Here is a 22,014-nt window from a genome sequence, read left to right as displayed (position 1 = left end):
CGTCAGTGCGAGAGTGTAGGCCGCGCCAGCTTGCTGGCAAGGCGATTTGAACGAGCAAAAAATCACGCCAAGGCTGGGCCAAGCGTGTGCAGCTCAGGCCGAACCGCTGCGCAGGCAGTTGCCGCCGCCGCGTTGGGCCGCCGTCAAAGCGCTCTCGGCGCGCTCTAGCAGGCGAGTGAGCTCATCGGCTGGGCCACGCCAGGCGCTCAATCCCATGCTGAGGCTGCCTCCTGCGCTTTGTTTGGGCCAGGCCGAGCGAACCCGCTCGCAGACCTTGCGCGCCGAGGCCAAGTCCACATCGCTCAAAACCAGCAGCAAGCCATGGCCCGAACCGCGGCCTTGGCAAGCAATCAAGTCTTCCGGCCGGCATTGACGACGCAGCAAGTCGGCCAGCTGCGTTTGCTCGTCAGGCCCGTGCGCGGCGCGGTCCACCTCCAGGGCAACCAAGCACAGGCCCACACCCAGTCCTTTGGATTGCACTATCAGTTCATGCAAGCCTTGCAGCAGCGCTGCGCGATCAAGCAAGGTTGAAACACGGTCTTGCAGGCTCAGCTGATGAAAGCGCCGATAGTGGTGCAGTGCCGCTTCAAAGTCTTGGGCCTGCTCGCACAGCGCGCTCAGGCGCAAGTGGCAGGCGCTCAAATAAGCCGTCAGCGCCATGCCAGCGGGCTGGCTGCAGGCTTGTGCAATGGCCAGCTCCAAGCTGGCGCGGCTGGCGGTGGCGAGATCTATGTCGGGCAACATGGTTGGCGCAATAGGTCGGCGAGATCGGCAAGTAACAGTCGCTAAGGATAGCGCTCATGCAGACGATTTCAATCGAATCAGCGAATCAGCGAATCAGCGAATCAGCGAATCAGCAAATCAGCAAATCAGCAAATCAGCGACATGGCAACAACAGGCTGACCGCCAAGCCACCGCCGGCCCGATTGGCCAGCGTGATGCGCCCGCCATGCGCTTCGGCGATTTCGCGCGCCAGCGCCAGACCGAGGCCGGTGCCGCCGCCATCGGTCTGGCGTTTGGTCGAGTAAAACGGCAACAAGGCCTGCGCCAGCACCGTTTCGCTCATGCCGGGGCCGCGGTCGGCCACGGTCAATGCCAGCCATTGCGCGTCCTGTTTCAAGCTCAAACAGACCGCGTCAGCCGGTCCGCCCGCCTCATGGGCGTTCTTGATCAGATTGAGCAGCGCTTGCTCAATCTGGCCGGCGTCAAAATAGCCCGCCTGATCCGGCCAAACCCCTTGCAGATCAAACTTGCAGTGCGCGCTCAAGCCGGCCAGGAATTCCGGCCACAAGACGGTGGCCGGCTGCGGCAGCGGCAGTTTGGCGAAGCGGGCATAGCCGGACAAGAACTGATGCAGGTGGGCGGCGCGCCCGCCAATGCTTTTGAAGACAGCCTCCAGCCGCTCGATCTGGCCGCGCCGCGCCAGCTCCGCGCCGCTATGCGCCAGCGATGAAATCGGTGCCAATGAGTTGTTCAGCTCATGGCTCATCACCCGAATCACGCGCTTCCAGCTGGCCACTTCTTGACGCGACAACTCGCGCGTCATGCGGCGGATCAGCAGCAAGCGATGTGGTTGACCGTGCAGCAAGAGGCTGCGCTGAGAGATGTGAAACTGCTCCTCTTGATCCATCTCCTGCACGCTGACCAATTGATCCTGTTGGCTTTGCAGCGCCAGCGCCAAGGCCTGCGGCGTGTTGGCCAAGAGTTCACTCAGCGCGATGCCGGCGATGCTGCGGCCCTGCGCCAGCAACTGGCGGGCGGCGATATTGGCATAGCTGATACCGCCCAGCGGGTCACACAAGAGCATCGCCACCGGCGTGTTTTGCACCACGGTGTCGAGCAGCAATTCACGCTGCGCGAGTTGCTGGCGTTGCTCTCGCAAGGCCAGGCCCAAGTCGCTGTGCAAGCGCAGCAAGTCGGCCAGCTCGGACGGTTGGCCGCGTGAGGGCGCCGCCAGCGACATGCTGAAATCACCGTCCCGATAGCTCAGCACCGAGCCTTCCAGCGCCCGTAACAGTCGTTTGAGTGGTGCCAGCATCTGGCTGCTCAGCCAGATCAGCAACAGGGCCGCGCCGCCCAACAAGGCTGAGCGGCTCCAGATGGATGGCCAAGCAGCAAGAGCAGCATGGACCAGCCCGCCCAATAGTGCTGCTGCCAGCAGCGCCAAGCTCAGCCGTGTATGCAGCCCAGGTCCACGCATCAGCCGGCGTCCAGACCGTAGCGCTCGATGCGCCGGTATAGCGCTTGGCGCGAAAGGCCCAAGTCCTGTGCGGCCCGGCTGACCACGCCGCCGGCTGCAGCCAACGCGCCCAGCACCACTTCGCGGCTGGGTTCGTCCAGATTGCGCGCGCCTAAAGTCGGTGCGGCGGGTGTTGCCAAGCCCAGATGGCCGGGCTGAATCAAGCCCTCAGCAGCCAGCAAACCGGCGCGGGCCATCACGTTCTTCAGCTCCCGCACATTGCCTGGCCAAGCGTGGGCCAGCAAGGCGCTGCGGGCCGCATCAGAGATGCGCGCGCCACTGGCCTGGCCGAGGAAAAACTCGGCCAGCGGCAAGATGTCGTCGCGCCGGTTCGCCAGCGCCGGCAGGCGCAGCTCGAACACATTGAGTCGGTAGTAGAGGTCTTCGCGGAATGTGCCCGCCGCCACCATGGCCTTCAAGTCGGCATTGGTGGCGCTGATCACCCTGACTTTTGATTCGCGCGTGCGGCTGGAGCCCAGACGCTCGAAACGGCCGGTCTCCAAGACCCGCAAGAGTTTCACCTGGCCGGCCAGCGGCAGGGTGCCGATTTCGTCCAGAAACAGCGTGCCGCCGTGAGCCGCCTCGAAGCGACCTTCACGTGCCTTGTGCGCGCCGGTGAAGGCGCCACTGTCCGCGCCGAACAGCTCGGCCTCGATCAAATCGGCCGGCAAGGCGCCGCAGTTCAAAGCGATGAAAGGGCCCTTGCGCTGCGCAGAGTTGGCGTGCACCAGCGCCGCAACGCGCTCCTTGCCGCAGCCGTTCGGCCCGCTGACCAAGACCGGCAATTCGGTGCGTGCGACTTGCGCCGCCAGCTCCAAGGTCGACAGCATCGCCTCGGAGGCGAAGACCAGACCGTCCAAGTCGAAGCGCTGCTGCAGGGCCTGGCGGCGGCTGCGGCGCTCTTGATGGCTGCGCCGCAACTCGCCCGAGGCTTCTGACAACTCCAGCAGATTGCCTATCGTGATGACCAGCTTGGCGTCGTCCCAGGGTTTGGCCAGATAGTCGGCCGCGCCGGCCTTGACCAATTCGACCGCCGCCTCCAAGCGCGTCCAGGCGGTCAACAGAATCACCGGCAGATCGGGATAGTTGGCGCGAATGGCGCGAAACAGCGCCACGCCTTCGGCGCCCGAGGTGGTGTCGGCCGTGAAATTCATGTCCTGTATCACCAGATCCACCGGGCGGGCGGCCAGCATGGCCAATCCCTCGTCCGGGCTGGCCACATACAGCGGCGCTATATCGTGCAGCGACAGCAGCAGCGACAGCGCCTCGCCGACGCCGGGGTTGTCGTCAATGATCAGAACGTTTTTCATCAGGGCGCGAGCATAGCAATCAAGCGCCTCGGAGTGCCGCGACCGGCGGCAGTGCGGCCGCCCGGCGCGCCGGCGCCCAGACGGCCAGTTGGCCCAAAGCCCACAGCAGCAAGGCGCCGACGGGCAAGAAGTAAAGAGGCAGCGGTGGCAGCTCATAGCTCTTCATCAGCAGCAGACTGATGCCGTAGGCCGCGAACATGCCTAGCGCAATGCCCACCGTCGAGAGGATGAAATTCTCGGTTTGGAAGTAGCGCAAGATCTGACCCTGGGTGGCGCCCAAGGCCCGTCGCGTGCCAATCATGCGAGTGCGCTGCTGGACCCAGAAGCTGGCCAGGCCGACGATGCCGAAGGCGGTCACCACCAGCAGGGCCAAGCAGACTGCCGCCAGCAAATTGATCATGCTGCGGTCTTGGCGGTAGTAGCGCTCTCGGTAATCTTCCAGGCGTTTGCTCTCCGACTTGATCCGGTTGGGACCGCTCTTGTCCAGCGCCAGGGCCGCTGCCTTCAGCACCTCATCGCGCTTGCCAGGCTCGGTGCGCAGCAGGTAGGTGCCGCTTCGAAAACTCGAGCGCACCGGCAGCACCATGTTGTAGCTCAGCGCCTCATCTTTGCCGCCCGGTTGTGCCGACACCAAGGTGTCGATCAAGCCGACCACACGGATCGGCTCTTCGCCAAGGCCATAGATCACTTGGCCGACCGCATCGCCCTTGGGGAACATGCGTTTGGCCATCGCCCGGTTGAGGATGACGGCAGGAATGCTGGCGTTTTCGGACTTGTCGAAATCGGATTGGTTCTGGTACTCGCCGGCTTCAAAATCACGCCCGGCGACCAGGCGCAGTCCTGTCGCTTTCAACCAGCCTTCGCTGGCCGCGTACAGCGATGCGTCTACCCCGCTGCCATCCGATTTCGGCTGCAGACGCATGGTGCTCATCTGCATATTGTCGCCAAAGGGGAACTGGTTCAGCAGGGTGGCTTCCTTGACGCCGGGGACAGCCCGCAGCGCCAGCAGATCAGCGCGGGTCAGCGCGTCCTCGTTCTGTATGGGGCCAATGCCGCCCACCCGCAGTGCGACGATTTCCTGGTCGGCCAGACCCGACGGTTCATTGATTTTTTCGACCCGCTGCATGATCAGAAACAAGGCATTGCAGACGATGGCACAGGTCAAGGCGATCTGCAGCACGATCAAGAATGACGCTGTTTTGTGGCGCTTGAGCGTGGCGAGGATGGGCAGGATGTCCATGTTTGTAATTCCGTCCTTATTGAGACTTCAATTGCAGGGCCGGCGTCACTTGGGCAGCACGCCAGGCGGGCAGGATGCCGGCGACCAGGCTGGCGGACAGGGCCAGGCCCAGCGTGGTGGCCAGCATCAAGACGTCCATCTGTATCTGGGCGGCGTATTCGCTGGCGCCATTGCGTACGGCCAGTACGCCCAGCCATGTCAGACCCAGGCCTAAGAGGCCGCCCAGCAGCCCGAGACTGCCGGCCTCGACCAGGAATTGCGCAAAAATTTGCCGGCGCGGCGCGCCCAAGGCGCGGCGCACACCGATCTCGCCCGAGCGGCGTAGCGCTTTGGCCAGTTGCAGGCCCACGGTATTGGTCAAACACACAGCCAGGAAGCCGAAGGCCAGCCAAAGCTGCAGGCCGAGGTCATCGGGCACGACTTGGCTCTGTTTGAGCCAGGCCATGACGTCCCGCATGCGCACATTGTTGGGGCGCTCGAAGCGGCCACTGGCGCGTTGCTGGTCCGAGTATTGGTTCAGATAGGCGAGGTAGTTCTTGGCCTTCTCCGGGCTATCGACTTGGACCCAATATTGAATCCAGGAACAAGGCGCGTTGAGGGCGCGGGCATTGCCACCGGCAGGACTGGCCCAGCAAGAGAAATTGCCGGAGATGCCGAACCTGAGCGCCATCGCCGTGCTGAAGGGGAAGTAGATTTCGTCGATTTTGGAGAAGGGGCCATTGGTCAGGTCGTAGTAGCGCGGCACAACGCGCCATTCGTTCATCACGCCGACGATGGTGACGTCTTTGTCGCGCACCCGCAGCGTTTTGCCGCGGCTATCGGCTCCGCCGAACAGGCGCTCGTTCAAGGCCTTGGAAATCACCGCCACGCGCGCCTCGGCCCCATCATCGGCCGCCGTCCAGCCCTGGCCGTAGAGGAAGGGCACCTCAAACATGGTGAAGAAATCGGCCGAGGTATTGCGTGATCTGGCGATAAAGGGCTGCTGCCCGGTTTGCGGCGGGGTGATCGCCATATTGCCTCCGGACATCATCACCTGCTTGTCGGCGCGCGCCTCGCGCAGCAGGGCCTCGGCGTCGAAGCGGGTCAGTTGAAGATTCGGCTCGTCACCGGGCTTGTAGCCCCGCAGTGGATTGGCATCCAATTGAATATTGAACAGCCGGCCGCTCTTGCCCGGGATCGGGTCACCCGAGAGCACATGGAACACCGTCAGCGTGGTCATGCAAGCGGCCACGCCCATGGCGATGGTCAAGAGCATCAGCGCGGTCAGCCCGCGCGAGGACTTGAAGCTGCGCAGCGCCAGCTCAAAGTAGTAGTTGAGCATCATCATGATGATTTCCTTTCAATATCGGTGTCGATGCCGGGTGCCTGCAGCCATTGGTTGACTGCAGCCAATTCGGAGGCATCGAGTGCGCCTGCCGCTGCGCTGAGCAGCAACTTGGCCAAGACAAAGCTGTGGCGAGCTTGTTCATGCGCGTTTTGCGCTGAGGCCTGTGCTTGAATGGCCAGCAAGAGGTCGGTCATATTGCGCAGACCCAAGCTCTGGCCGGCCTTGGTGGACGCCAGCGCTTGATTGGCGGCGGCCACTGCCAAGCGGCTGCTCTCCATTTGAGCCAGCGTCGCCATCACCGCCTGATATTGCGCCTGGGTCTCGCGGATCAGCGCACGCCGCGTACTCTCTTGATCGCTCTGCGCCGCGTCGCGCCGGAAGCCGGCTTGGCGCACTTGCGACTGGGTGGCGCCACCGGCAAACAGCGGGATGTTCAGCTTCAGGCCCACGGTGTTGATTTGGCGACCGCTCACGGCATCGGGCACGGCATTGCCGCTGCGACGCTCGCTGTCCAGCCCCAAGCTCAGCGTCGGCAAATGACCGGCGCGGGCAGCCTCGATACGGCGTTCGCTGGCGCTCAGGTCCAAGCCGATGGCCTTCAATTGCGGGTTGCTGCTCAAGGCGCGCTCGACCCAGGCCTGCGCGTCCTGCGGTTGCGGTGGCAAGGCCGGCAAGTCTTGGGCCAGCGGGCTCAAGGGGCCTGGCTGGACGCCGGTGATCTCTGCCAAGGCCTGCTTGGCATCGGCCAAAACCTGCTCGGCCTGGATCACATTGCCGCGCACTAACTGGTGAAATGTGCGCGCCTGATCGACATCGACCTGCGCCGACAAGCCGGCCTCAAAGCGGCTCTGCGCCTGCTTGACCTGCTCGGCAAAGGCGGCCTCGTTGGCGCGGCTGGTGCCCAGGCCGGCCTGAGCGATCAGTACAGCGAAATAGGCGTTAGCGACGCGGGCGCAAAGCTCTTGCTGCGCGGCGCGCAGGCGTGCGTCTTGGGCCGAGAGCAAGGTGGTCTCGGCGGCCAGACTGCGCCATTGACTGAGATCCAGCAGGCTTTGGCTGATGTGGCTGGCCATCAAGTTGCTATTGGCCGAGCCGGGATTGACTTGGTTTTTTTCAGCACTGAGCGTCCATTGCGGCAGCAGAACAGCGCGTGCCTGCGCGGCGGCTTCTTCCTGGTTGCCGCGTTGTGCCTGCGCTTTGGCCAGCACGGGGTCGGCGGCGCGGGCTTGTGCGTAAATGCTCAGCAGGTCATCGGCGCTGGCCAACACAGGCCATGCCAACGCCGTCAACAGGAGTAGGCGTTGCAGCTTCATCGCCCTCAGCCCAGCTGTGCCGACTCGGCCTTGAACAGCGCTGGGTCCATGCGCAACTCGGCGGCAATGTCCACTACTTGGCCGTCGATCACATGCACATTGCGCTGGGCGCGGGCGGCCAGTTGCGGGTCATGGGTGACCATCACGATGGTCGCGCCTTCGCGGTGCAACTCTTCCAGCAGCTCCATCACGCTGCGCGCCATCTGGCTGTCAAGATTGCCGGTCGGCTCGTCGGCCAGCAAGAGTTTGGGCTCGCCGGCCAGCGCGCGCGCAATCGCCACGCGCTGCTGCTGGCCACCCGACAACTCGGCCGGGTAATGCTTGGCGCGGGCCGACAGGCCGACCCGTGCCAGCGCATCCTTGGCCCGGCGCGTGCGCTCGGCCGCGCCCATGCCGCGGTAGCGCAAGGGCACTTCGATATTGTCGAGTACGTTCAGGTCGCCAATCAGGTTGAAGGCCTGGAACACAAAGCCGATCTTCTGGTTGCGAATCTTGGAGCGTGCGTCGTCGTTCATGCGGCTGACGTCAACGCCGTCCAACTCGTAACTGCCGCTGCTGAAGGCTTCGAGCAGGCCGGCGATGGTCAAAAAGGTGGTCTTGCCCGAGCCGGACGGGCCGGTCACGGCGACGAACTCGCCTTGCTTGACTTCCAGATTGAAGTCGCGCAGCGCATAGGTTTCGACCATCTCGGTGCGGTAGACCTTGGCGAGGGATTTCATTATCAACATGGTGTGGGCTCCTGGGTATTTGAAATAAGAGTTGGCTTTTTCAGCGACTGATGCTGACGCGCTGTGCGTCCTTGAAGTTGTCCGCGCCCGAGATCACGACTTGCTCACCGGCCTTCAGGCCTTCCAGCACCTCGACCTTGGCGAGGCTTTGCACGCCAAGCTTGATCGCACGTTTTTCGGCGTAGTCGGCATTTGCGCCTTGCAAGACATAGGCGAAGTGGCCACCGCCTTCTTCGACAAAGCTGCCGCGCGACAGGGTCAAGACCTTGTCCTTGTGGTCCAGCAGCATGCGTACCGACAGGCGTTGGTTCTGGCGCAGCTGTTCGGGCTGCGGGCCGTCAAAGCGTAGGCGGGCCGCTACTTCGCCATTGACGACCTCGGGTGAAACGGAGCTGAGCAGACCTTTCCACTTTTGATCCGAACCACCGCTGATTTCTCCCGCCATGCGTGGCTGCAGCTCGCGCGCCAGGCTCTCGGCCACCTGGATTTGCACTTCCAGGGCGGACAGATCGACCACCGACAGCAGCTTGGCGTCTTTGGCGACGCTGGCGCGGTCGGTGACAAAGAGTTGGCCGACCTGGCCGTCGACTGGTGAGCGCAGATTCAACTCATCCAGCTGACGCTCCACGTCCTTGACCATCAGCGCTTGACGCTCGAAAGCCTGGCGCTTGGCCTGCAACTCGAACTTGAGCGCGTCATCTTTGAGGCCCAGCAACTCCTGCGCTTGCTTGAGCGCGACTTGTGCCTTGGCCAAAGTGTCGCGCGCCTGGTCGACCTGCGCCGCCGCAGTCGCGCCGGCCTGGAAGGCTTGGGTCTGGCGCGCCAGCTCGTTTTGCGCGGTTTTGAAGCTGATCTGGGCCGTTTCCATTTGGCTCTGCGCCTGCGCGCGCTGCTGGCGTGAGTCGGCCTGGGCGCGCAGCCATTCGCTTTGCAGCGCGTCGGCATTGGCACGTTCCTGGCCCAAGCGCGCCGTCAACTCCGGGCTGGCAATTTTCAGCAAGACCTGACCCCGCTTGACCTGATCGCCGGCCTGCACGCTCAAATTGACGGTGCCGGGGTTGCCGGCAAACAGCGTCGGGCTGTTGGCGGCGACCACGCGGCCCTCAGCGGCGATGTCGCGCGTCAGCGGCCCCAGCTCGACCGTGGCCAGGGACAGCCTTGCCAGGGCGACCGAGGCGCCGCCGCCGAATTGACTCAGCAGCTTTGGGCCGGTGTAGGCGAGCAAGGCGACGGTCGCCAGGGCCAGGCCGGCCAAGGCGAAGCGGCGGCCGCGGGTCTTGCGGGGTGTCAGGATTTGGTCCTGCGCAGAGGTGTCACGAATCATGGGGTGCTTGCGTCGGGTGGCTTTGTTACTCTATTCAATGCAAGCGGCATGCCAGCACTTGCCCCAAGTTGAATCCTATGAAAATCAAGAGCTTAGGGTGAGCGCGCCAGCGAGGAAACTGTCCGCGGACAGTGTGCGGACAAGACCGACGGACAAGACCGGCGGACAACACCAGCGGACAAAACCAAGGGATAGAACCAAGGGATAAAGCGAGCGGACAATGGTTTCGTAAAGCCAAGGGACGCCATGAATTTGACCGAATTGCAGATACGCCGGGCACTGCCTGAAGACCGCTTGCCGCTGTACCGAATGTTGGAGCTGTACCAGCACGATTTGTCGGATCTCTGGGATCAAGATCTGGACCGCCATGGCGAGTATGGCTACGAGCTGGATCAATATTGGCGTGATCCGCTTTGGCATCCGTTTATCGCCTTGGTGAATGATCGGTATGCAGGCTTTGCGCTGGTCAATCCGCAAGGCAAGCTCGGCGCACCCGATCACTCATCGCATTGGATGGCGCAGTTCTTTGTGCTGAAGAAGTACCGACGCGCCGGCCTGGGTGCCGAGCTGGCGCGCGGAGTGTTTCAGGCATTGCCGGGGCCCTGGGAGGTCGGGCAGATGAAGGGCAATGTGGCGGCGCAAGCCTTTTGGCGCCGCGTGATCACCGAATATTCAGGCGGTAATTTCACCGAGCATGTGTTGACCGAGGGGTGGTGGCAGGGGCTGGTGCAGTGTTTTGTCAGTCCGGGCGAGTTGAAGGTCTTGCCAGCAGATCAAATTCGATAAGCAACTCGTCTTGCACCGCCAGCAAGCCGCCGGCGACCGAAAACGGCGTCAAGCCAAATTCGCTTTGGCTGATCACCATGGTCCCCCGCGCTTGCACGCCGCCGCCAGGCTTGTTTGAGAGGTTCAAGGCCAACCATTGGCGCTGTCTGTGGCCATGCAATTCAATCTCTACCAGCGCAGCAAGTTTTGGGTAGGCGCCGCTGATGCGCAGCGAGCGCACTCTCAGCAGCGGATAGCTGCTGGCCTGCAGACCTGCTTCGCCCAGCATATTGCGGCGAGTGGCGGCGATCATCTCGGGCGATATTGCGCTGGCCCAGCCGACGCCTAAAGTCGCGCGGGAAGCGGCCGCATCCAGTTCCAACTCATCCAAGCGCAAGGCCAGTTCGAAAGCGGCCGTCTTGAGATCCAAATCTTGGCAGCACTCGCTCGCATTCAATCTGAGCAAACCTGCCAGCTTGGGCGCGTTCAACACATGGTTGTGACCCAGCTGCGCCGCTCGGCCACCGCGAAACACATGGACGCTGAGGGTCGAGGTCCCCGCATCTACGGGCCACAGCGCTTGGCCCTGGCTGAGCTGGCGCAAGTCGGCAAAATCAGGCGCCCAGGCTGTCAATTGCGGAGCCGGAGGAGCCTGAGCCGCGCAAGCGCAGAGCAGCAACACCCCAAATGAAAGAGGGAATAATCTCAAAAATGGGGTCAGGTTCATTTTTATCGGCCAAACTGCCGCAGAATCTGTATCGATTTTGACAGCCTCACCGCGCCATGCTGCTTTAGTATGGCTGATATGACCCATGATCTTTGAATTAGGAGACAAGCATGGCTGCCAGTCCTTTTCGCCCCGCACTCGATTTGATGGCGCAATACGCCAGCTATCACCGCGACCGCCGCAATATCGCGACTCATTTCGTCGGCATTCCGCTGATCGTTTTTGCGATCGGCGTCTTGCTGGCGCGCGCCGAACTCAGCCTTGGCGGCGTTCAACTAACGGCCGCCTGGCTGCTCTGGGGCGCCAGCACGGCTTGGTATTTGACGCGCGGCAATCTGGTCTTGGGATTGGCCGTTAGCGCCGTCAATGCTTTGCTGATGTCTCTGGCGGAACCACTCGCAGCAGGCAGCCTGGGCAATTGGCTGGCCTGGGGAGTCGGGGCTTTTGTCGTCGGCTGGGTGATCCAGTTTCTGGGGCACTATTACGAAGGCAAAAAGCCCGCCTTTGTGGATGATCTGGTCGGCCTGCTGGTGGGGCCGATGTTTGTCGTCGGTGAGGCCATGTTTGCGCTGGGTTGGGGGCAAGACATGCTGGGCGAAATTGAGCGCCGTGTTGGGCCCACCCATTTGCGCGATTTGGCCCATCCACTCGCTTGAGCGATGGCTGTCAGCGCGCCAGAGCATGAGCCGATTTCTGTCTTGATTCTGGGCGCCGGCTCGGTCGGTTGCTATTTGGGCGCGGTGTTGGCCGCAGCCGGTTTGCAGGTCCACTTTGTGGGCAGACCGCGTGTTTTGGCTGATCTGCGGGCTTGCGGGCTGACCGTGAGCGATTTGGACGGTGGCCATCATCATTTGCCCGCCGCCGGCTTGAGTCTGCATGAAAGCGTGCCTGCCGGGCTGCAAGCCGCGGTGACCCTGCTGTGCGTGAAGAGCGCAGCTACGACCGAGGCCGCCGTGCAGTTGCAACAAGCGCTGCCGGCCGGCAGCTTGGTTGTTTCCATGCAAAACGGTGTCGGCAATGCCGAGCGGGCGAACAGCGCTGCGCCGGCGCTTGATTGGCGCGCCGGCATGACGCCGTTCAATGTGGCCGAAGTAGCCCCCGGCCATTTCCACCGCGGCACACTTGGGGCCTTGGCGATGCAAGGTCAGGCCAGTGAGCCCGCCTTGGCGGGCCTGCAGGCCGCGTTCAAACGCCAGGGTTTGGTGCTGCGCCTGCATGCGGATTTGCGTGCGGTGCAATGGGGCAAGCTGCTCATCAATCTGAACAACCCGGTCAATGCGATGTCCGGCCGGCCGCTGCGCGAGCAATTGCTGCAGCGCGGCTATCGGCGTTGTTTTGCGGCTTTGCAGAGCGAGGCCTTGGATGTCTTGGACGCAGCTGGCATCGAGGTCGCCGCGATGACGCCGCTGCCGCCGCGCCGGCTGATCACCATGCTGCGCTTGCCGACGCCGGTGTTTCGTCTGCTGGCAGCGCGCATGCTCAGAATCGACGCCAAGGCGCGCTCCAGCATGGCCGATGACCTCAGCCTGGGGCGGCCGACGGAGGTGGACGCGCTGTGCGGCGAGGTCGTTCGCTTGGCGGCAGGAATGGGCCGCCAAGCGCCCTTGAACGCGCGGATGCAGGCCTTGGTGCAGGCTTGGGTGCCAGGGCGCCAAGCCTTTTACACAGCGGCCGAGTTGTCGGCTGCACTAGGGCTGGCTTGAAATGACTTGGCAGCGCTTGCATCGGTGAGTTTTTCAAGCCTGGTGCGGGTCAGCTCAGCAAGCTGGGCCTATTTTCCGCAAGCGCCCGCCTCAGAGTGACCGCTCACAATTGATGATTTTTGCGCCCGTCCTGGCGGCTTGATCGAGGGTCATCAAGGAATAAAGAAGGCCAAGCCCTGTCTAGCGTCAAGCCTCGCTCGCTAAGATGACCGCAGTATTGCGCACACAATTTGATCCCGCCGTCTCGGAGACCTGCATGAGCTCGCCCAACCCCACCCACATCGCCACCCCCAATGCCGCTCACAACAGCCATGAGGCTCAAGCCGATATCTTCGGCAACACGCCGGCATTCCGAGTCGCAGTAGCGCCTGCCTCCGCCTTGCCGGCCCAAGACATCAGTGCCGAGGTCTTGTTGGAGAAGTACGCCAAGGGCGACGAGCGCACGCTGGACGAACTGCGCCAGCGCGTCGCGCGCGCCCTGGCACAAGCCGAGGCGCCCGAAGCGCGGGCCGAGTGGGAAGCGCGTTTTTTGGATGCGCAGCGGCGCGGCTTTGTGCCGGCCGGGCGCATCAATTCGGCCGCCGGCACCGAACTTTCCGCCACTTTGATCAACTGCTTTGTGCAGCCGGTCGGTGACTCGATTGCTTCCAGCGAAGACGGCCACCCCGGCATCTACACGGCCTTGACCGAGGCGGCCGAGACCATGCGCCGTGGCGGCGGCGTGGGCTACGATTTCTCGCGCATCCGCCCGCACGGCGCCTGGGTCGGCTCCACGCAAAGCAGCGCCTCCGGCCCGGTCAGCTATATGCGCGTGTTCGACCGCAGCTGCGAGACGGTCGAGAGCGCCGGCAGCCGCCGGGGCGCGCAGATGGGCGTCTTGCGCTGCGACCACCCCGACGTCGAAGAATTCATTCGCGCCAAGGACAAGGGCGACCTGAAGAATTTCAATATCTCGGTCGGCGTCACCGATCAGTTCATGCAAGCGGTTGAAGCTGACGGCGAAATCGAGCTGACTCACAAGGCCGAGCCGGGCCAGAAGCAGGTTGAGGCCGGCGCCTACCAGCGCGCTGATGGCCAATGGGTCTATCGCAAGCTCAAGGCGCGCGCGCTGTGGGATGAGGTGATGCGCAGCACCTATGACCATGCGGAGCCGGGCGTGCTGTTCCTGGACCGCATCAATGTCGACAACAATCTGCACTACTGCGAGTCGATCGCGGCGACCAACCCCTGCGCCGAGCAGCCGCTGCCGCCTTATGGCTGCTGCTGCCTGGGTTCGGTCAACCTGACCTGCTTTGTGCGCGACCCGTTTGGCCCGAATGCCAGCTTCGATGAAGAAGGCTATGCCGAGGTCTGCCGCGTTGCCACCCGCATGCTCGACAACGTCTTGGACGTGACGCCCTGGCCGCTGCCGGCGCAGCAGCAAGAAGCGCGCAACAAGCGCCGCGTGGGCCTGGGCTTCACCGGCCTGGGTGACACCTTGGTGATGCTGAATCAGCGCTACGACACCGAAGCTGCCCGCGATGTGGCGCGCCGTTTGAGTGAGGTGATGCGCGATGCCGCCTATGAGGCCTCGGCCGATCTGGCGATCGAACGAGGCGCCTTCCCGCTCTTCAATGCCGATCTGTATCTGTCCGGCGGCAACTTCGCGTCGCGGCTGCCGAATGGCTTGAAGGACAAGATCCGCACGCAAGGCCTGCGCAACTCGCACCTGCTGTCGATCGCGCCGACCGGCACCATCAGCCTGGCCTTTGCCGACAACGCCTCCAACGGCATCGAGCCAGCCTTCAGCTGGAGCTATACGCGCAAGAAGCGTATGGCCGACGGTAGCTTCAAGGAATATGCCGTCGAGGATCACGCCTGGCGCCTGTATCGCCATATGTTCGGCAAGGACGCGCCGCTGACCGACGCATTTGTGACCGCGCTGGAGCTGAGCGCGGCCGACCATGCGGCCATGGTCGCGGCCGTCGCGCCCTTTGTGGATACCTCGATCTCCAAAACCGTCAATGTGCCGGCTGATTACCCCTATGCCGACTTCCAGGATCTGTACACCGATGCCTGGAAGGCGGGTCTGAAGGGCCTAGCCACTTATCGGCCTAACAGCATTCTGGGCTCGGTCTTGAGCGTCGAGCCGACCGCCGTCAAGGAGCCCGAGGCGCTGAAACCGGTCTTGGCCGATGGCAGCAACCAGCGCATGTTGGTATCGCGCCTGCCGAATGCGGTGTTGGCCTCGTTGCGCTGGCCGAGCCGGCCCGAGTTGCCTGGCGGCAACCCGGCCTGGAGCTACATGATCCGGCACCCGCATGGCGACTTTGCGCTCTTCGTCGGCGAGCTGCCGGCCGAGGGGCCGGACGCCGGCCTGTTCGGCAAGAACCTGCCCTTCGAGGTCTGGGTCAATGGCGCCGAGCAGCCACGCGGTTTGGCGGCGGTAGCCAAGACCTTGTCGATGGACCTGCGCACCAATGACGCGGCCTGGCTGCGCCTGAAGCTGGACGCGCTTGCGACGGTGGCCGAGGAGCGGGCGTTTGAGATGCCGATCCCGCCAAGCGGCGAATCGCGCCTCTTCCCCGGTGTGGTGGCGGCGACGGCTGCCGTGATCCGCTGGCGCTGCGAGCAACTCGGTGCGCTGCAAGACGGCGGCGCCACGCCGGTGATCGACGCGATGTTCAGCCGCGAAGAGCCGCGCACCAGCACCATGGGTACGCTGGCCTGGGCGGTCGACGTGGACAACCCGGCTACCAACGAGCAATTCACGCTGACGCTGAAAGAGGTCAGCTTGCCGACACCGGAAGGTGGCTTCGTCACTCGGCCGTGCGCCATGGGCTTCTCGGGCAATTACCCGAAGGCGCTGGACGGCATGGCACGACTGCTGAGCCTGGACATGCGGGTGATGGATCCGGCCTGGATAGGCATGAAGCTGCGTAAGCTGCTGAACGTGGGCGAGCCCTTGGGGCACTTCATGGCGCCGGTGCCGACGTTGACCGGCGAGCGCCGCCAGCAGATCTGGCCCTCGACGGTGGCCTATGTGGCGCGCTTGATCATCCATCGCTATGCGATGTTAGGTGTGCTGGACGAGCAGGGCCTGCCCTTGGTCGAGATGGGGCTGTTGCAGGCGCCGATTGCCAAGGCTCATGTGGGCGAGAAGGTGCAGGCGATGGCCGGCAAGCCTTGCCCGGAATGCGGCAATAGCACGATGATTCACAAGGACGGTTGTGATTTTTGCACCGCTTGTGGGTATGTGGGGCAATGCGGATGAGCTTGTGCGTTCACTTTGCGATGCCCTATTGAGCTGCAAAGAGCCGACTCATCCGAAATGCAAAAAGCCGGCCATTCAGGCCGGCTTTTGGGCTGAACTAGTTTCGAAGCTGGCTTATTGTTGAGCCAGCTTGCGACGGCGGGCGACGAAGCCGATGGCACCCAGGCCGGCCAACATCAAGGCATAGCTTTGTGGCTCGGGCACAGCGGCTGCGACGCCTTGCACGTCGATTTCACGGTAGCCTGCGTAGCCATAGGTCAAATCGCCTTTGAACTCGAAGCGCAGGCTTTGCACATTGCTGGCAAGGTAGCCGCTGCTGCCGAGGATGTTGGCATGGGTATTGGTATTGCCACCTGCCTGGGCATCGTTGTAGACGCTTGCGAGATAGATGAAGTTGCTTGGATCGGCAGCCGTTGCGTAGGACAGGTCATAGCTCTGGCCGCCGCGGTAGTCATCCCAACCGGCGTAGCTGTCGACGGAAGTGATGTTGTAGCCGCCAGCGCCACTGAAGGTGAAAGTGGCGACGCTTCCTGAACTTGCGGTTGCGGCCTCGGTGCCATTGCCAAAGCTGCCTTGATTGCCCTGAGCACCGTAGATACCGTTGTTCAAGGCCGCAGCGCCAGTGGAGCCCTCATGGCTGAACTCACCGGTGAAAACTGAACTGGCCAAGCTGGTCTGGAGCAGATCGGTGTTGGAAACCGTGAAACCCAAATCGAACTGGGTGGTGTCGGTCACGACGGCGGCAGCGAAGGCCGAATTTGCCAATAGTGAAGCGGCGGCGATGGCAACAATCTTGAGTGACTTCATGGACTACTTTTTCGTTGGGGTGGCTGAGAACCGCTGCGACGTATTGTGTTTGCGGTGCGTGTCGCCATTGTGTTTGGCGGGATCGTGCCCACACACCCCGTGACCACGGGGGAAAAACCGGGGTTTCTCGGACACTCGTGTGAAACCACACGCTCGCGGCCCTGTCTTTAAATCTATAGGCAAGACCTGACCCTCAGCTGAAGTCGGGGTCAGGTCTTGAGTCTGGACCCCTAGGCATTTCAGTTTTTACCAGCCCTTGCTTGGAAGTCACCCAGGCGCTTGCAGTGGCTGAGTCTCCTTTGACCGAGGGCAGGGACCGAGGCGAAATGCCAGCCTTGCTTTTTCTCTATCCTTTTCATCCCCTTCATCCCCTTCCTCCAGTCTAAGAAGCTCCTCAAGGGCTTCACAAAAGTCGGCATCGTGGAAGTGAAAGCGGATTGGCCTACGCGGGGCTATGTCAAAAAAAAGAAGAGGTCCCGCCGCCCCGCCGCGCCATGTAGAGTCACACCATGACGCAAAAGGAATACCTGCCCCTAGACCCCGCGAAAGAGCAAATGCAGGCCAAGCTGTCGACCGCCTTGCTCAAACTGATAGGCACCGCGCCGGAGTCCAAGGCTCTGCCCAGTGCCAGCCCGTCCTTGGCTGCGCAGGCTGCAAAAAAAGCAGCCAGTGATGCGGCGTCCAAGGCCGCGATGGCTGCCGGCGCATTCGCTCTGCCACCCGGGCCGCTGGGCTGGTTGACGATCTTGCCGGAGATGGCGGCGGTCTGGCATATCCAGTCGCAATTGGTGGCCGACATCGCGGCACTCTATGGCCGCTCGGCGCAGCTCGGCCAGGCGCAGATGATTTACTGCTTGTTTCGCCACACGGCGGCGCAGGCGGTGCGTGACTTGGCGGTGCGGGTTGGCCAGCGGGTCTTGATCCGGCCGGCCAGCAGCGCGCTGCTGCAGCGTGTGGTCGGTGCGGTCGGCGCCAAGCTGAGCCAGCGGGTGCTGCAAAAAGGCGTGTCGCGCTGGGTGCCGGTGGTCGGCGCGGCGGCCGTCAGCGCCTATGCCTATTACGACACCCAGCAGGTCGCCAAGGCAGCAATCGAGTTGTTTGAACGCGAACTCATCATCGACAACCCTGACTAAAGCCCCAGTGGCTGGCCCCTACACTGGGGCCCATGACGCCGCCCACCATTCTTGATGTGGAAGCCTCTGGTTTTGGCCGGGGCAGTTATCCGATCGAGATCGGGTTTGTGGAACCGAAGGGTACGGTGTTTTGTTGCTTGATTCGGCCCGAACCCGATTGGCTGCACTGGGACGCTTCGGCCGAGACCTTGCACGGCATCACGCGTGAGATCCTGCTGCGCCATGGCAAGCCGCCGCTGTGGGTGGCCGAGCAAATCAATCGGCGCTTGGCCGGCCAGACCGTTTACTGCGATGCCTGGGGCCATGACTACCCTTGGTTGTGCCGCTTGTTCGATGTCTGTGATCTGGCGCCGAGTTTTCGCCTGGCCGATTTGCGCAGTCTGCTCAGCGAGGCCGAGGCTTTGCGCTGGGGACAGGTCTTGGATCAGGTGCGTGCCGAGCAGCAATTGCGCCGCCACCGCGCCAGCAGCGACGCGATGGTCTTGCAGCTGACCCTGCAGCGGGTCAAGCAGGATTAGTTCGCGCCGGCCTTTGCCTTGATTTGAAGCAAGTCAGGCGGTGCCGCGCTGTTGGATCATTGTTGATTGATCAGTCCGGAGTTCACCATGTTCAAAAAAATTCTTTTGCCCACCGATGGGTCCGAAACAGCCCAAAGAGCGGCCCTTGTCGCGGTGGATTTGGCCGGACGCTATGGCGCCAGCCTGGAGATCGTCAGCGTCATTGACCCACTGCCTTTTATGTACTTTCCCGACGGCGGCAGTGAGGCGATGGCGCTGTATATGGAAGCGTCCGAGGCAGCGGCCAAGCTAGGCCTTGCTGCTGCCGAAGCAGCGGCCAAAGCCGCAGGCGTGGCCTTCAGTGGCCATGTGCTGCGCGAGCACGGGCCTGCGCAGGCGATCACCGAGCATGCCTTGTCCAGCGGCTGTGAACTGATCGTGATGGGCTCGCATGGTCGTCGCGGCCTTGATGCCGTGATCCTGGGCAGCGTCGCACAGAAGGTGTTGACGCTCGCCAAGCTGCCGGTCTTGGTGGTGAAGTGAAGTCGGGCGCTCGCTGTTGTTTCAAGCGCTGGCGGGTAGCACCGGCCAGCGCTCACTGATGTGCTGGCCGTCGAACACGGCCAGATCGCCAAACTGCAGCATCAGCGCCTCACTCTGCAAGGGGCGCAGAAAGACATGGTCGTCGGGCCTGAGACGCACCCGCCGCGAGGCCACCATCACCTGCTGGTTGGAGGAATGCCCGAACAGGCCGCTGGGCAGCACGCCGGGCGGTGAAACTGGTTGCGCCAGCCAATGGCCGCCATGCACGGCCAAGCCCTGTGCCTGGTTGGGGTCCCAGGTCTGTGCCAACTGGCTCAGCCAAGTGACACCCTCGGGCAGGCGGAATTGCGGCCAGGACTTGAGCACCGGCGTGGCGATGAATAGGGCCGGCAATAGATCGGCCAACAGCGGCTTTTCAAAGTCCAGCGGCAGGACGGCGGCCGAGCCGACCGAAACCTCGTTGGCGACGCCTCGTCCGTCATGCAGGCGAAAGGTCGGTGAACCGGCGGTATTCAAGCTGAGTTGCTTGGCGGCCTGCTCAGCCATCACGCTGTGCGCGGTTGCCCAGGCCGCCTGGTAGCGGCGCTGCGAACCGTCCCAGGCGCTGCGGCGCAGCCCCAGGGCCTCGGGCAGCGCCGCCACATGAGCGTCATAGCCCATCAGGCCGCTCCACTGCAAACGGCCGCCCGAGCCCTGGATGGCGCGCAGCGCGTTGCCGATTTGCGCCCGCTCCTCGAAGCCGCCACGGTGCAGGCCGACATCGATCTCCAGATTCATCCGCAAGGCCTGACCGGCCGGCAGCGCTTGCGCGAGCAACTGATATTGGGCGAGGCGTTCGGGCGTGTCGATCAGCCATTCGATCTTGGCTATCAGGGCCGGCGGCAGCGTCTGCAGCAAATGATGGGCAGCGGCGGCCGGCAGCGGCTTGCCCAGCAAGACCTCGGACTGCGGGCGTGCCAACAGCAGTTGCGCGGTTTGCGCCGCGTTGAAGGCCATCACCTTGTCGCTGCGCCAGGCCAGCGCCACTTCCTTCATCACTGCCAGGCTGGGCAGGCTCTTGAGCACCGCGCGCAGCGCCATGCCGGTTTGGGTCTGGTGCTGCGCAATCGCCGCCAGATTGGCGCGCAGCCGCGGCAGATCCAGCACCAGGCAGGCTTGCGCCAGACCGGCCTCGCGCAGCGCTGCACTGAGGCCCTCGAAATAGGCGTTATGCGGCCCGCCTTGCTCGGCCGGCCGGGCCAGCCAGGCAGCAGCGGGAAGGGCGAGCGCGCCGCCCGCCAGCAAACGCCGGCGTGTCAGAACTGGGCGGTTATCAGCCATTTTTGAGCCCCAGCATCGCCTTCACATGGGGGTTGAGCAGGCGCCCTTGCGGGTCGAGTTGGCGGCGCTGAGCCTCGAAGTCGGCCAGTTTGGGGTAGAGCGTCTGCAACTCCGCGCGACCCAGATCGTGCAGCTTGCCCCAGTGAGGCCGGCCGCCGTGTCGACGGTAAACAGGCCCCAAGTCCTTGAGCAAATAGTCATGCGCTTCGCCTTGCAAGGCGTGGCAGGCGACCGAGCAGCTGTCGCGCATGTAGAAGGGGCTCAGCCAGGCGGTATCGGCGCGCACAAAGCGGAATTCGATCGGGAAGAACACCTCGTTGCGCTGCTCCAAGGTTTTGATGATGTCTTTCAGGCAGGCAATGCCGGCCGCGCGCGGCAGGTGGTATTCGCTCTCGTTGAAGCGCGTCGGGCGGCTGCTGCTGAGCAGCTTCCAGGACCAGTCCTGCGCCGACTCGGCCGGCGTCTGCGCGATCAGTTTGGCGGCGGTCCAGCGGCGCAATTCGGGCCAGCGGCCCAGCCAATCGCGCAGGCGCTGCAGGTCGCGCAAGACATCTTCGTCGGCCGAGGCCGGGTGCGAGATGTCGCCCGCGCCGCCCGCCACCTCGGTATGCGTGATGGCCGCGCTATAGCCGGTGAAGGGCAGCACATAGAGTTCGAAGTGGCGGTGCTTGGCGGCCAGCTCGGGCGCTTGCTCCAACAAGGCCTCGGTGCGCTCCAGCCAGACACGCCGGCGCAGCTGATAGCGCGGCCGCACCTTCAGCGTGTACTCGCTGATCACGCCCAGCGTGCCCAGCGAGACCCGCGCCGCGTCGAACAAATCAGGGTTTTGCTGCGCGCTCAGCTCCAGCAGCTCGCCCTCGCTGCTGACCAGGCGCAGCGCCAGCACCTCGGCGTGCAGGGCCGGCAAGGTCTGGCCGGTGCCATGGGTGCCGGTGGCGAGTGCGCCGGCGAGGGTCTGCACATCGATATCGGGCTGGTTGAACAGGGCCAGGCCTTGGGCGTTGAGCGCGCGCGCCAGCATGCCGATGCGCGTGCCGGCGCGCACGCGCACGCTCGGGCCCTGCGCCGAATTGCCGGGGTCGATGGCGACGATGCCGGAGAGCTGATCCAGCGACACCAGCGTGCCCTCGGTCGGCACCAGCGGGCTGAAGGAATGGCCGGCACCGACGCAGCGCAGCGGGCCGCTTTTGTGATCGCGCAGCGCCTGCTGCAGCGCGGCCTCGTCGGTCGGCAGCAGCCAGGCCTTGGGTTGGCAGCGCTGGATGCCGGACCAGTTTTGCCAGGCTCGGGGTGCTGGCAGCTGGGGCTGGGGCTGGGGCTTCAGCGGAGCAGCAGGCAAGGCTTGACCCTGCGCCAGCGCTGGGCCGCCGATGGCGATGCCGGCGCCAAGCGCCGCCGTGTGTTTCAACCAATCGCGTCTTGCTGTCATGGGGAGGGGCTTTGCATAAAGGTGATCAGGTCGCGCAGATCGACATCGCTGCAGTCTGCGCACAAGCCCATCGCGGGCATGGCGCCCAGGCCTTGCTTGGCGCTTTGCACCAGCGCCGGCAGGCCGCGTGCGCTGCGTAGGCCCCAAGCTTCGGGCTGGCCGGTCAGCGGCGCGCCGCTGTCGGCGCGGGCGTGGCAGTTCAGGCAGCTGCGCTCGTAGAGGGCCGCCAAGCGCGCATCGGCCGGGCGCAGCTGCTCGGCCCGGCGGGCGGCCAAGGCCTGCTCCTGCTTGGCTGGGCCGCAGGCCGCCAGCAGGGCGATGCCGGCGCAGAGAAAAAACCGGATAGACATGGCGGG

Annotated in this window: 20 protein-coding genes; 7 read left to right on the top strand and 13 right to left on the bottom strand. The window is 63.7% G+C overall.

Annotation, left to right across the window (positions count from 1 at the left end):
- Positions 1 to 93: 93 nt before the first annotated feature.
- The 8 genes from LNV09_RS22680 to LNV09_RS22645 all read right to left on the bottom strand — a co-directional run bounded on the left by LNV09_RS22680 (position 94) and on the right by LNV09_RS22645 (position 9,481).
- Positions 94 to 744, bottom strand: coding sequence for a GGDEF domain-containing protein (locus LNV09_RS22680; RefSeq protein ID WP_263559339.1), 651 nt, complete (start codon positions 742 to 744; stop codon positions 94 to 96).
- A 133-nt stretch (positions 745 to 877) separates the two neighbouring features.
- Positions 878 to 2,200: a sensor histidine kinase gene (locus LNV09_RS22675; RefSeq protein ID WP_263559338.1), complete on the bottom strand. Its 1,323-nt coding sequence runs from the start codon at positions 2,198 to 2,200 to the stop codon at positions 878 to 880.
- Positions 2,200 to 3,549 (bottom strand): sigma-54-dependent transcriptional regulator, encoded by a 1,350-nt coding sequence (locus LNV09_RS22670; RefSeq protein WP_263559337.1) that lies wholly within the window; start codon positions 3,547 to 3,549, stop codon positions 2,200 to 2,202. Before LNV09_RS22670 ends, LNV09_RS22675 begins: the two co-directional genes overlap by 1 nt.
- A 19-nt stretch (positions 3,550 to 3,568) precedes the next feature.
- Positions 3,569 to 4,789, bottom strand: coding sequence for an ABC transporter permease (locus LNV09_RS22665; protein WP_263559336.1), 1,221 nt, complete (start codon positions 4,787 to 4,789; stop codon positions 3,569 to 3,571).
- A gap of 16 nt (positions 4,790 to 4,805) precedes the next feature.
- Positions 4,806 to 6,116 (bottom strand): ABC transporter permease, encoded by a 1,311-nt coding sequence (locus LNV09_RS22660; RefSeq protein ID WP_263559335.1) that lies wholly within the window; start codon positions 6,114 to 6,116, stop codon positions 4,806 to 4,808.
- Entirely contained in the window at positions 6,113 to 7,429 is a 1,317-nt protein-coding gene (locus LNV09_RS22655) for a TolC family outer membrane protein (RefSeq protein WP_263559334.1), read from the bottom strand. The genes LNV09_RS22660 and LNV09_RS22655 overlap by 4 nt, the downstream gene beginning before the upstream one ends.
- A 5-nt stretch (positions 7,430 to 7,434) precedes the next feature.
- Complete coding sequence (locus tag LNV09_RS22650; protein ID WP_263559333.1) at positions 7,435 to 8,157, bottom strand: ABC transporter ATP-binding protein; 723 nt, start codon at positions 8,155 to 8,157, stop codon at positions 7,435 to 7,437.
- A gap of 40 nt (positions 8,158 to 8,197) precedes the next feature.
- Positions 8,198 to 9,481, bottom strand: a complete 1,284-nt coding sequence (locus LNV09_RS22645; protein WP_263559332.1) for an efflux RND transporter periplasmic adaptor subunit — start codon at positions 9,479 to 9,481, stop codon at positions 8,198 to 8,200.
- Between the two features lie 246 nt (positions 9,482 to 9,727).
- Between LNV09_RS22645 and LNV09_RS22640 the strand changes: the two genes are divergently transcribed.
- Positions 9,728 to 10,267: a GNAT family N-acetyltransferase gene (locus LNV09_RS22640; protein WP_263559331.1), complete on the top strand. Its 540-nt coding sequence runs from the start codon at positions 9,728 to 9,730 to the stop codon at positions 10,265 to 10,267.
- Here LNV09_RS22640 and LNV09_RS22635 read toward each other — a convergent pair.
- Positions 10,221 to 10,880 carry a YceI family protein gene (locus tag LNV09_RS22635; RefSeq protein ID WP_263559330.1) on the bottom strand — a complete coding sequence of 220 codons (660 nt, stop codon included), beginning with the start codon at positions 10,878 to 10,880 and terminating at the stop codon, positions 10,221 to 10,223. The two genes, LNV09_RS22640 and LNV09_RS22635, sit on opposite strands and share 47 nt — an antisense overlap.
- A gap of 203 nt (positions 10,881 to 11,083) precedes the next feature.
- On the opposite strand from LNV09_RS22635, the gene LNV09_RS22630 reads away from it, so the two are divergent.
- The 3 genes from LNV09_RS22630 (at position 11,084) to LNV09_RS22620 (ending at position 15,929) form a co-directional block, all read left to right on the top strand.
- Positions 11,084 to 11,629, top strand: coding sequence for an Mpo1 family 2-hydroxy fatty acid dioxygenase (locus LNV09_RS22630; protein ID WP_263559329.1), 546 nt, complete (start codon positions 11,084 to 11,086; stop codon positions 11,627 to 11,629).
- A gap of 3 nt (positions 11,630 to 11,632) precedes the next feature.
- Complete coding sequence (locus LNV09_RS22625) at positions 11,633 to 12,676, top strand: 2-dehydropantoate 2-reductase (RefSeq protein WP_263559328.1); 1,044 nt, start codon at positions 11,633 to 11,635, stop codon at positions 12,674 to 12,676.
- A gap of 256 nt (positions 12,677 to 12,932) precedes the next feature.
- Positions 12,933 to 15,929, top strand: a complete 2,997-nt coding sequence (locus LNV09_RS22620; RefSeq protein WP_263559327.1) for an adenosylcobalamin-dependent ribonucleoside-diphosphate reductase — start codon at positions 12,933 to 12,935, stop codon at positions 15,927 to 15,929.
- A 114-nt stretch (positions 15,930 to 16,043) separates the two neighbouring features.
- Here LNV09_RS22620 and LNV09_RS22615 read toward each other — a convergent pair whose 3' ends face one another.
- Positions 16,044 to 16,736 carry a PEP-CTERM sorting domain-containing protein gene (locus LNV09_RS22615; RefSeq protein ID WP_263559326.1) on the bottom strand — a complete coding sequence of 231 codons (693 nt, stop codon included), beginning with the start codon at positions 16,734 to 16,736 and terminating at the stop codon, positions 16,044 to 16,046.
- Positions 16,737 to 17,245: 509 nt separating this feature from the next.
- Between LNV09_RS22615 and LNV09_RS22610 the strand changes: the two genes are divergently transcribed.
- The 3 genes from LNV09_RS22610 (at position 17,246) to LNV09_RS22600 (ending at position 18,909) form a co-directional block, all read left to right on the top strand.
- A complete protein-coding gene (locus LNV09_RS22610) occupies positions 17,246 to 17,869 on the top strand; it encodes an EcsC family protein (protein ID WP_263559325.1) in 624 nt (207 codons plus the stop codon).
- Positions 17,870 to 17,901: 32 nt separating this feature from the next.
- Positions 17,902 to 18,387 carry a 3'-5' exonuclease gene (locus LNV09_RS22605; RefSeq protein ID WP_263559324.1) on the top strand — a complete coding sequence of 162 codons (486 nt, stop codon included), beginning with the start codon at positions 17,902 to 17,904 and terminating at the stop codon, positions 18,385 to 18,387.
- Between the two features lie 87 nt (positions 18,388 to 18,474).
- Entirely contained in the window at positions 18,475 to 18,909 is a 435-nt protein-coding gene (locus LNV09_RS22600; RefSeq protein WP_263559323.1) for a universal stress protein, read from the top strand.
- A 21-nt stretch (positions 18,910 to 18,930) separates the two neighbouring features.
- Here LNV09_RS22600 and LNV09_RS22595 read toward each other — a convergent pair whose 3' ends face one another.
- Genes LNV09_RS22595 through LNV09_RS22585 form a run of 3 tightly spaced genes read right to left on the bottom strand, consistent with a single transcriptional unit; the run spans position 18,931 to position 22,008 of the window.
- Positions 18,931 to 20,229 (bottom strand): alanine racemase, encoded by a 1,299-nt coding sequence (locus LNV09_RS22595; RefSeq protein WP_263559322.1) that lies wholly within the window; start codon positions 20,227 to 20,229, stop codon positions 18,931 to 18,933.
- Entirely contained in the window at positions 20,222 to 21,658 is a 1,437-nt protein-coding gene (locus tag LNV09_RS22590; protein ID WP_263559321.1) for a D-arabinono-1,4-lactone oxidase, read from the bottom strand. Before LNV09_RS22590 ends, LNV09_RS22595 begins: the two co-directional genes overlap by 8 nt.
- Positions 21,655 to 22,008, bottom strand: a complete 354-nt coding sequence (locus LNV09_RS22585; protein WP_263559320.1) for a c-type cytochrome — start codon at positions 22,006 to 22,008, stop codon at positions 21,655 to 21,657. Before LNV09_RS22585 ends, LNV09_RS22590 begins: the two co-directional genes overlap by 4 nt.
- Between the last annotated feature and the right edge of the window lie 6 nt (positions 22,009 to 22,014).

Origin of the sequence: Paucibacter sp. B2R-40, assembly GCF_025717555.1 — a bacterium.
Lineage (GTDB): Bacteria > Pseudomonadota > Gammaproteobacteria > Burkholderiales > Burkholderiaceae_C > Paucibacter_A.
Note: the sequence above shows the minus strand (reverse complement) of the source record. Positions and strands in the feature narration are given on the sequence as shown.

Excerpts from the sequence above, each read along its gene's own strand:
- LNV09_RS22615 (WP_263559326.1), bottom strand. The coding sequence starts at position 16,736 with ATGAAGTCACTCAAGATTGTTGCCATCGCCGCCGCTTCACTATTGGCA.
- LNV09_RS22630 (WP_263559329.1), top strand. The coding sequence starts at position 11,084 with ATGGCTGCCAGTCCTTTTCGCCCCGCACTCGATTTGATGGCGCAATAC.
- LNV09_RS22620 (WP_263559327.1), top strand. The coding sequence starts at position 12,933 with ATGAGCTCGCCCAACCCCACCCACATCGCCACCCCCAATGCCGCTCAC.
- LNV09_RS22595 (WP_263559322.1), bottom strand. The coding sequence starts at position 20,229 with ATGGCTGATAACCGCCCAGTTCTGACACGCCGGCGTTTGCTGGCGGGC.
- LNV09_RS22640 (WP_263559331.1), top strand. The coding sequence starts at position 9,728 with ATGAATTTGACCGAATTGCAGATACGCCGGGCACTGCCTGAAGACCGC.
- LNV09_RS22670 (WP_263559337.1), bottom strand. The coding sequence starts at position 3,549 with ATGAAAAACGTTCTGATCATTGACGACAACCCCGGCGTCGGCGAGGCG.
- LNV09_RS22675 (WP_263559338.1), bottom strand. The coding sequence starts at position 2,200 with ATGCGTGGACCTGGGCTGCATACACGGCTGAGCTTGGCGCTGCTGGCA.
- LNV09_RS22660 (WP_263559335.1), bottom strand. The coding sequence starts at position 6,116 with ATGATGATGCTCAACTACTACTTTGAGCTGGCGCTGCGCAGCTTCAAG.
- LNV09_RS22590 (WP_263559321.1), bottom strand. The coding sequence starts at position 21,658 with ATGACAGCAAGACGCGATTGGTTGAAACACACGGCGGCGCTTGGCGCC.
- LNV09_RS22585 (WP_263559320.1), bottom strand. The coding sequence starts at position 22,008 with ATGTCTATCCGGTTTTTTCTCTGCGCCGGCATCGCCCTGCTGGCGGCC.
- LNV09_RS22610 (WP_263559325.1), top strand. The coding sequence starts at position 17,246 with ATGACGCAAAAGGAATACCTGCCCCTAGACCCCGCGAAAGAGCAAATG.
- LNV09_RS22605 (WP_263559324.1), top strand. The coding sequence starts at position 17,902 with ATGACGCCGCCCACCATTCTTGATGTGGAAGCCTCTGGTTTTGGCCGG.
- LNV09_RS22665 (WP_263559336.1), bottom strand. The coding sequence starts at position 4,789 with ATGGACATCCTGCCCATCCTCGCCACGCTCAAGCGCCACAAAACAGCG.
- LNV09_RS22655 (WP_263559334.1), bottom strand. The coding sequence starts at position 7,429 with ATGAAGCTGCAACGCCTACTCCTGTTGACGGCGTTGGCATGGCCTGTG.
- LNV09_RS22600 (WP_263559323.1), top strand. The coding sequence starts at position 18,475 with ATGTTCAAAAAAATTCTTTTGCCCACCGATGGGTCCGAAACAGCCCAA.
- LNV09_RS22645 (WP_263559332.1), bottom strand. The coding sequence starts at position 9,481 with ATGATTCGTGACACCTCTGCGCAGGACCAAATCCTGACACCCCGCAAG.
- LNV09_RS22680 (WP_263559339.1), bottom strand. The coding sequence starts at position 744 with ATGTTGCCCGACATAGATCTCGCCACCGCCAGCCGCGCCAGCTTGGAG.
- LNV09_RS22625 (WP_263559328.1), top strand. The coding sequence starts at position 11,633 with ATGGCTGTCAGCGCGCCAGAGCATGAGCCGATTTCTGTCTTGATTCTG.
- LNV09_RS22650 (WP_263559333.1), bottom strand. The coding sequence starts at position 8,157 with ATGTTGATAATGAAATCCCTCGCCAAGGTCTACCGCACCGAGATGGTC.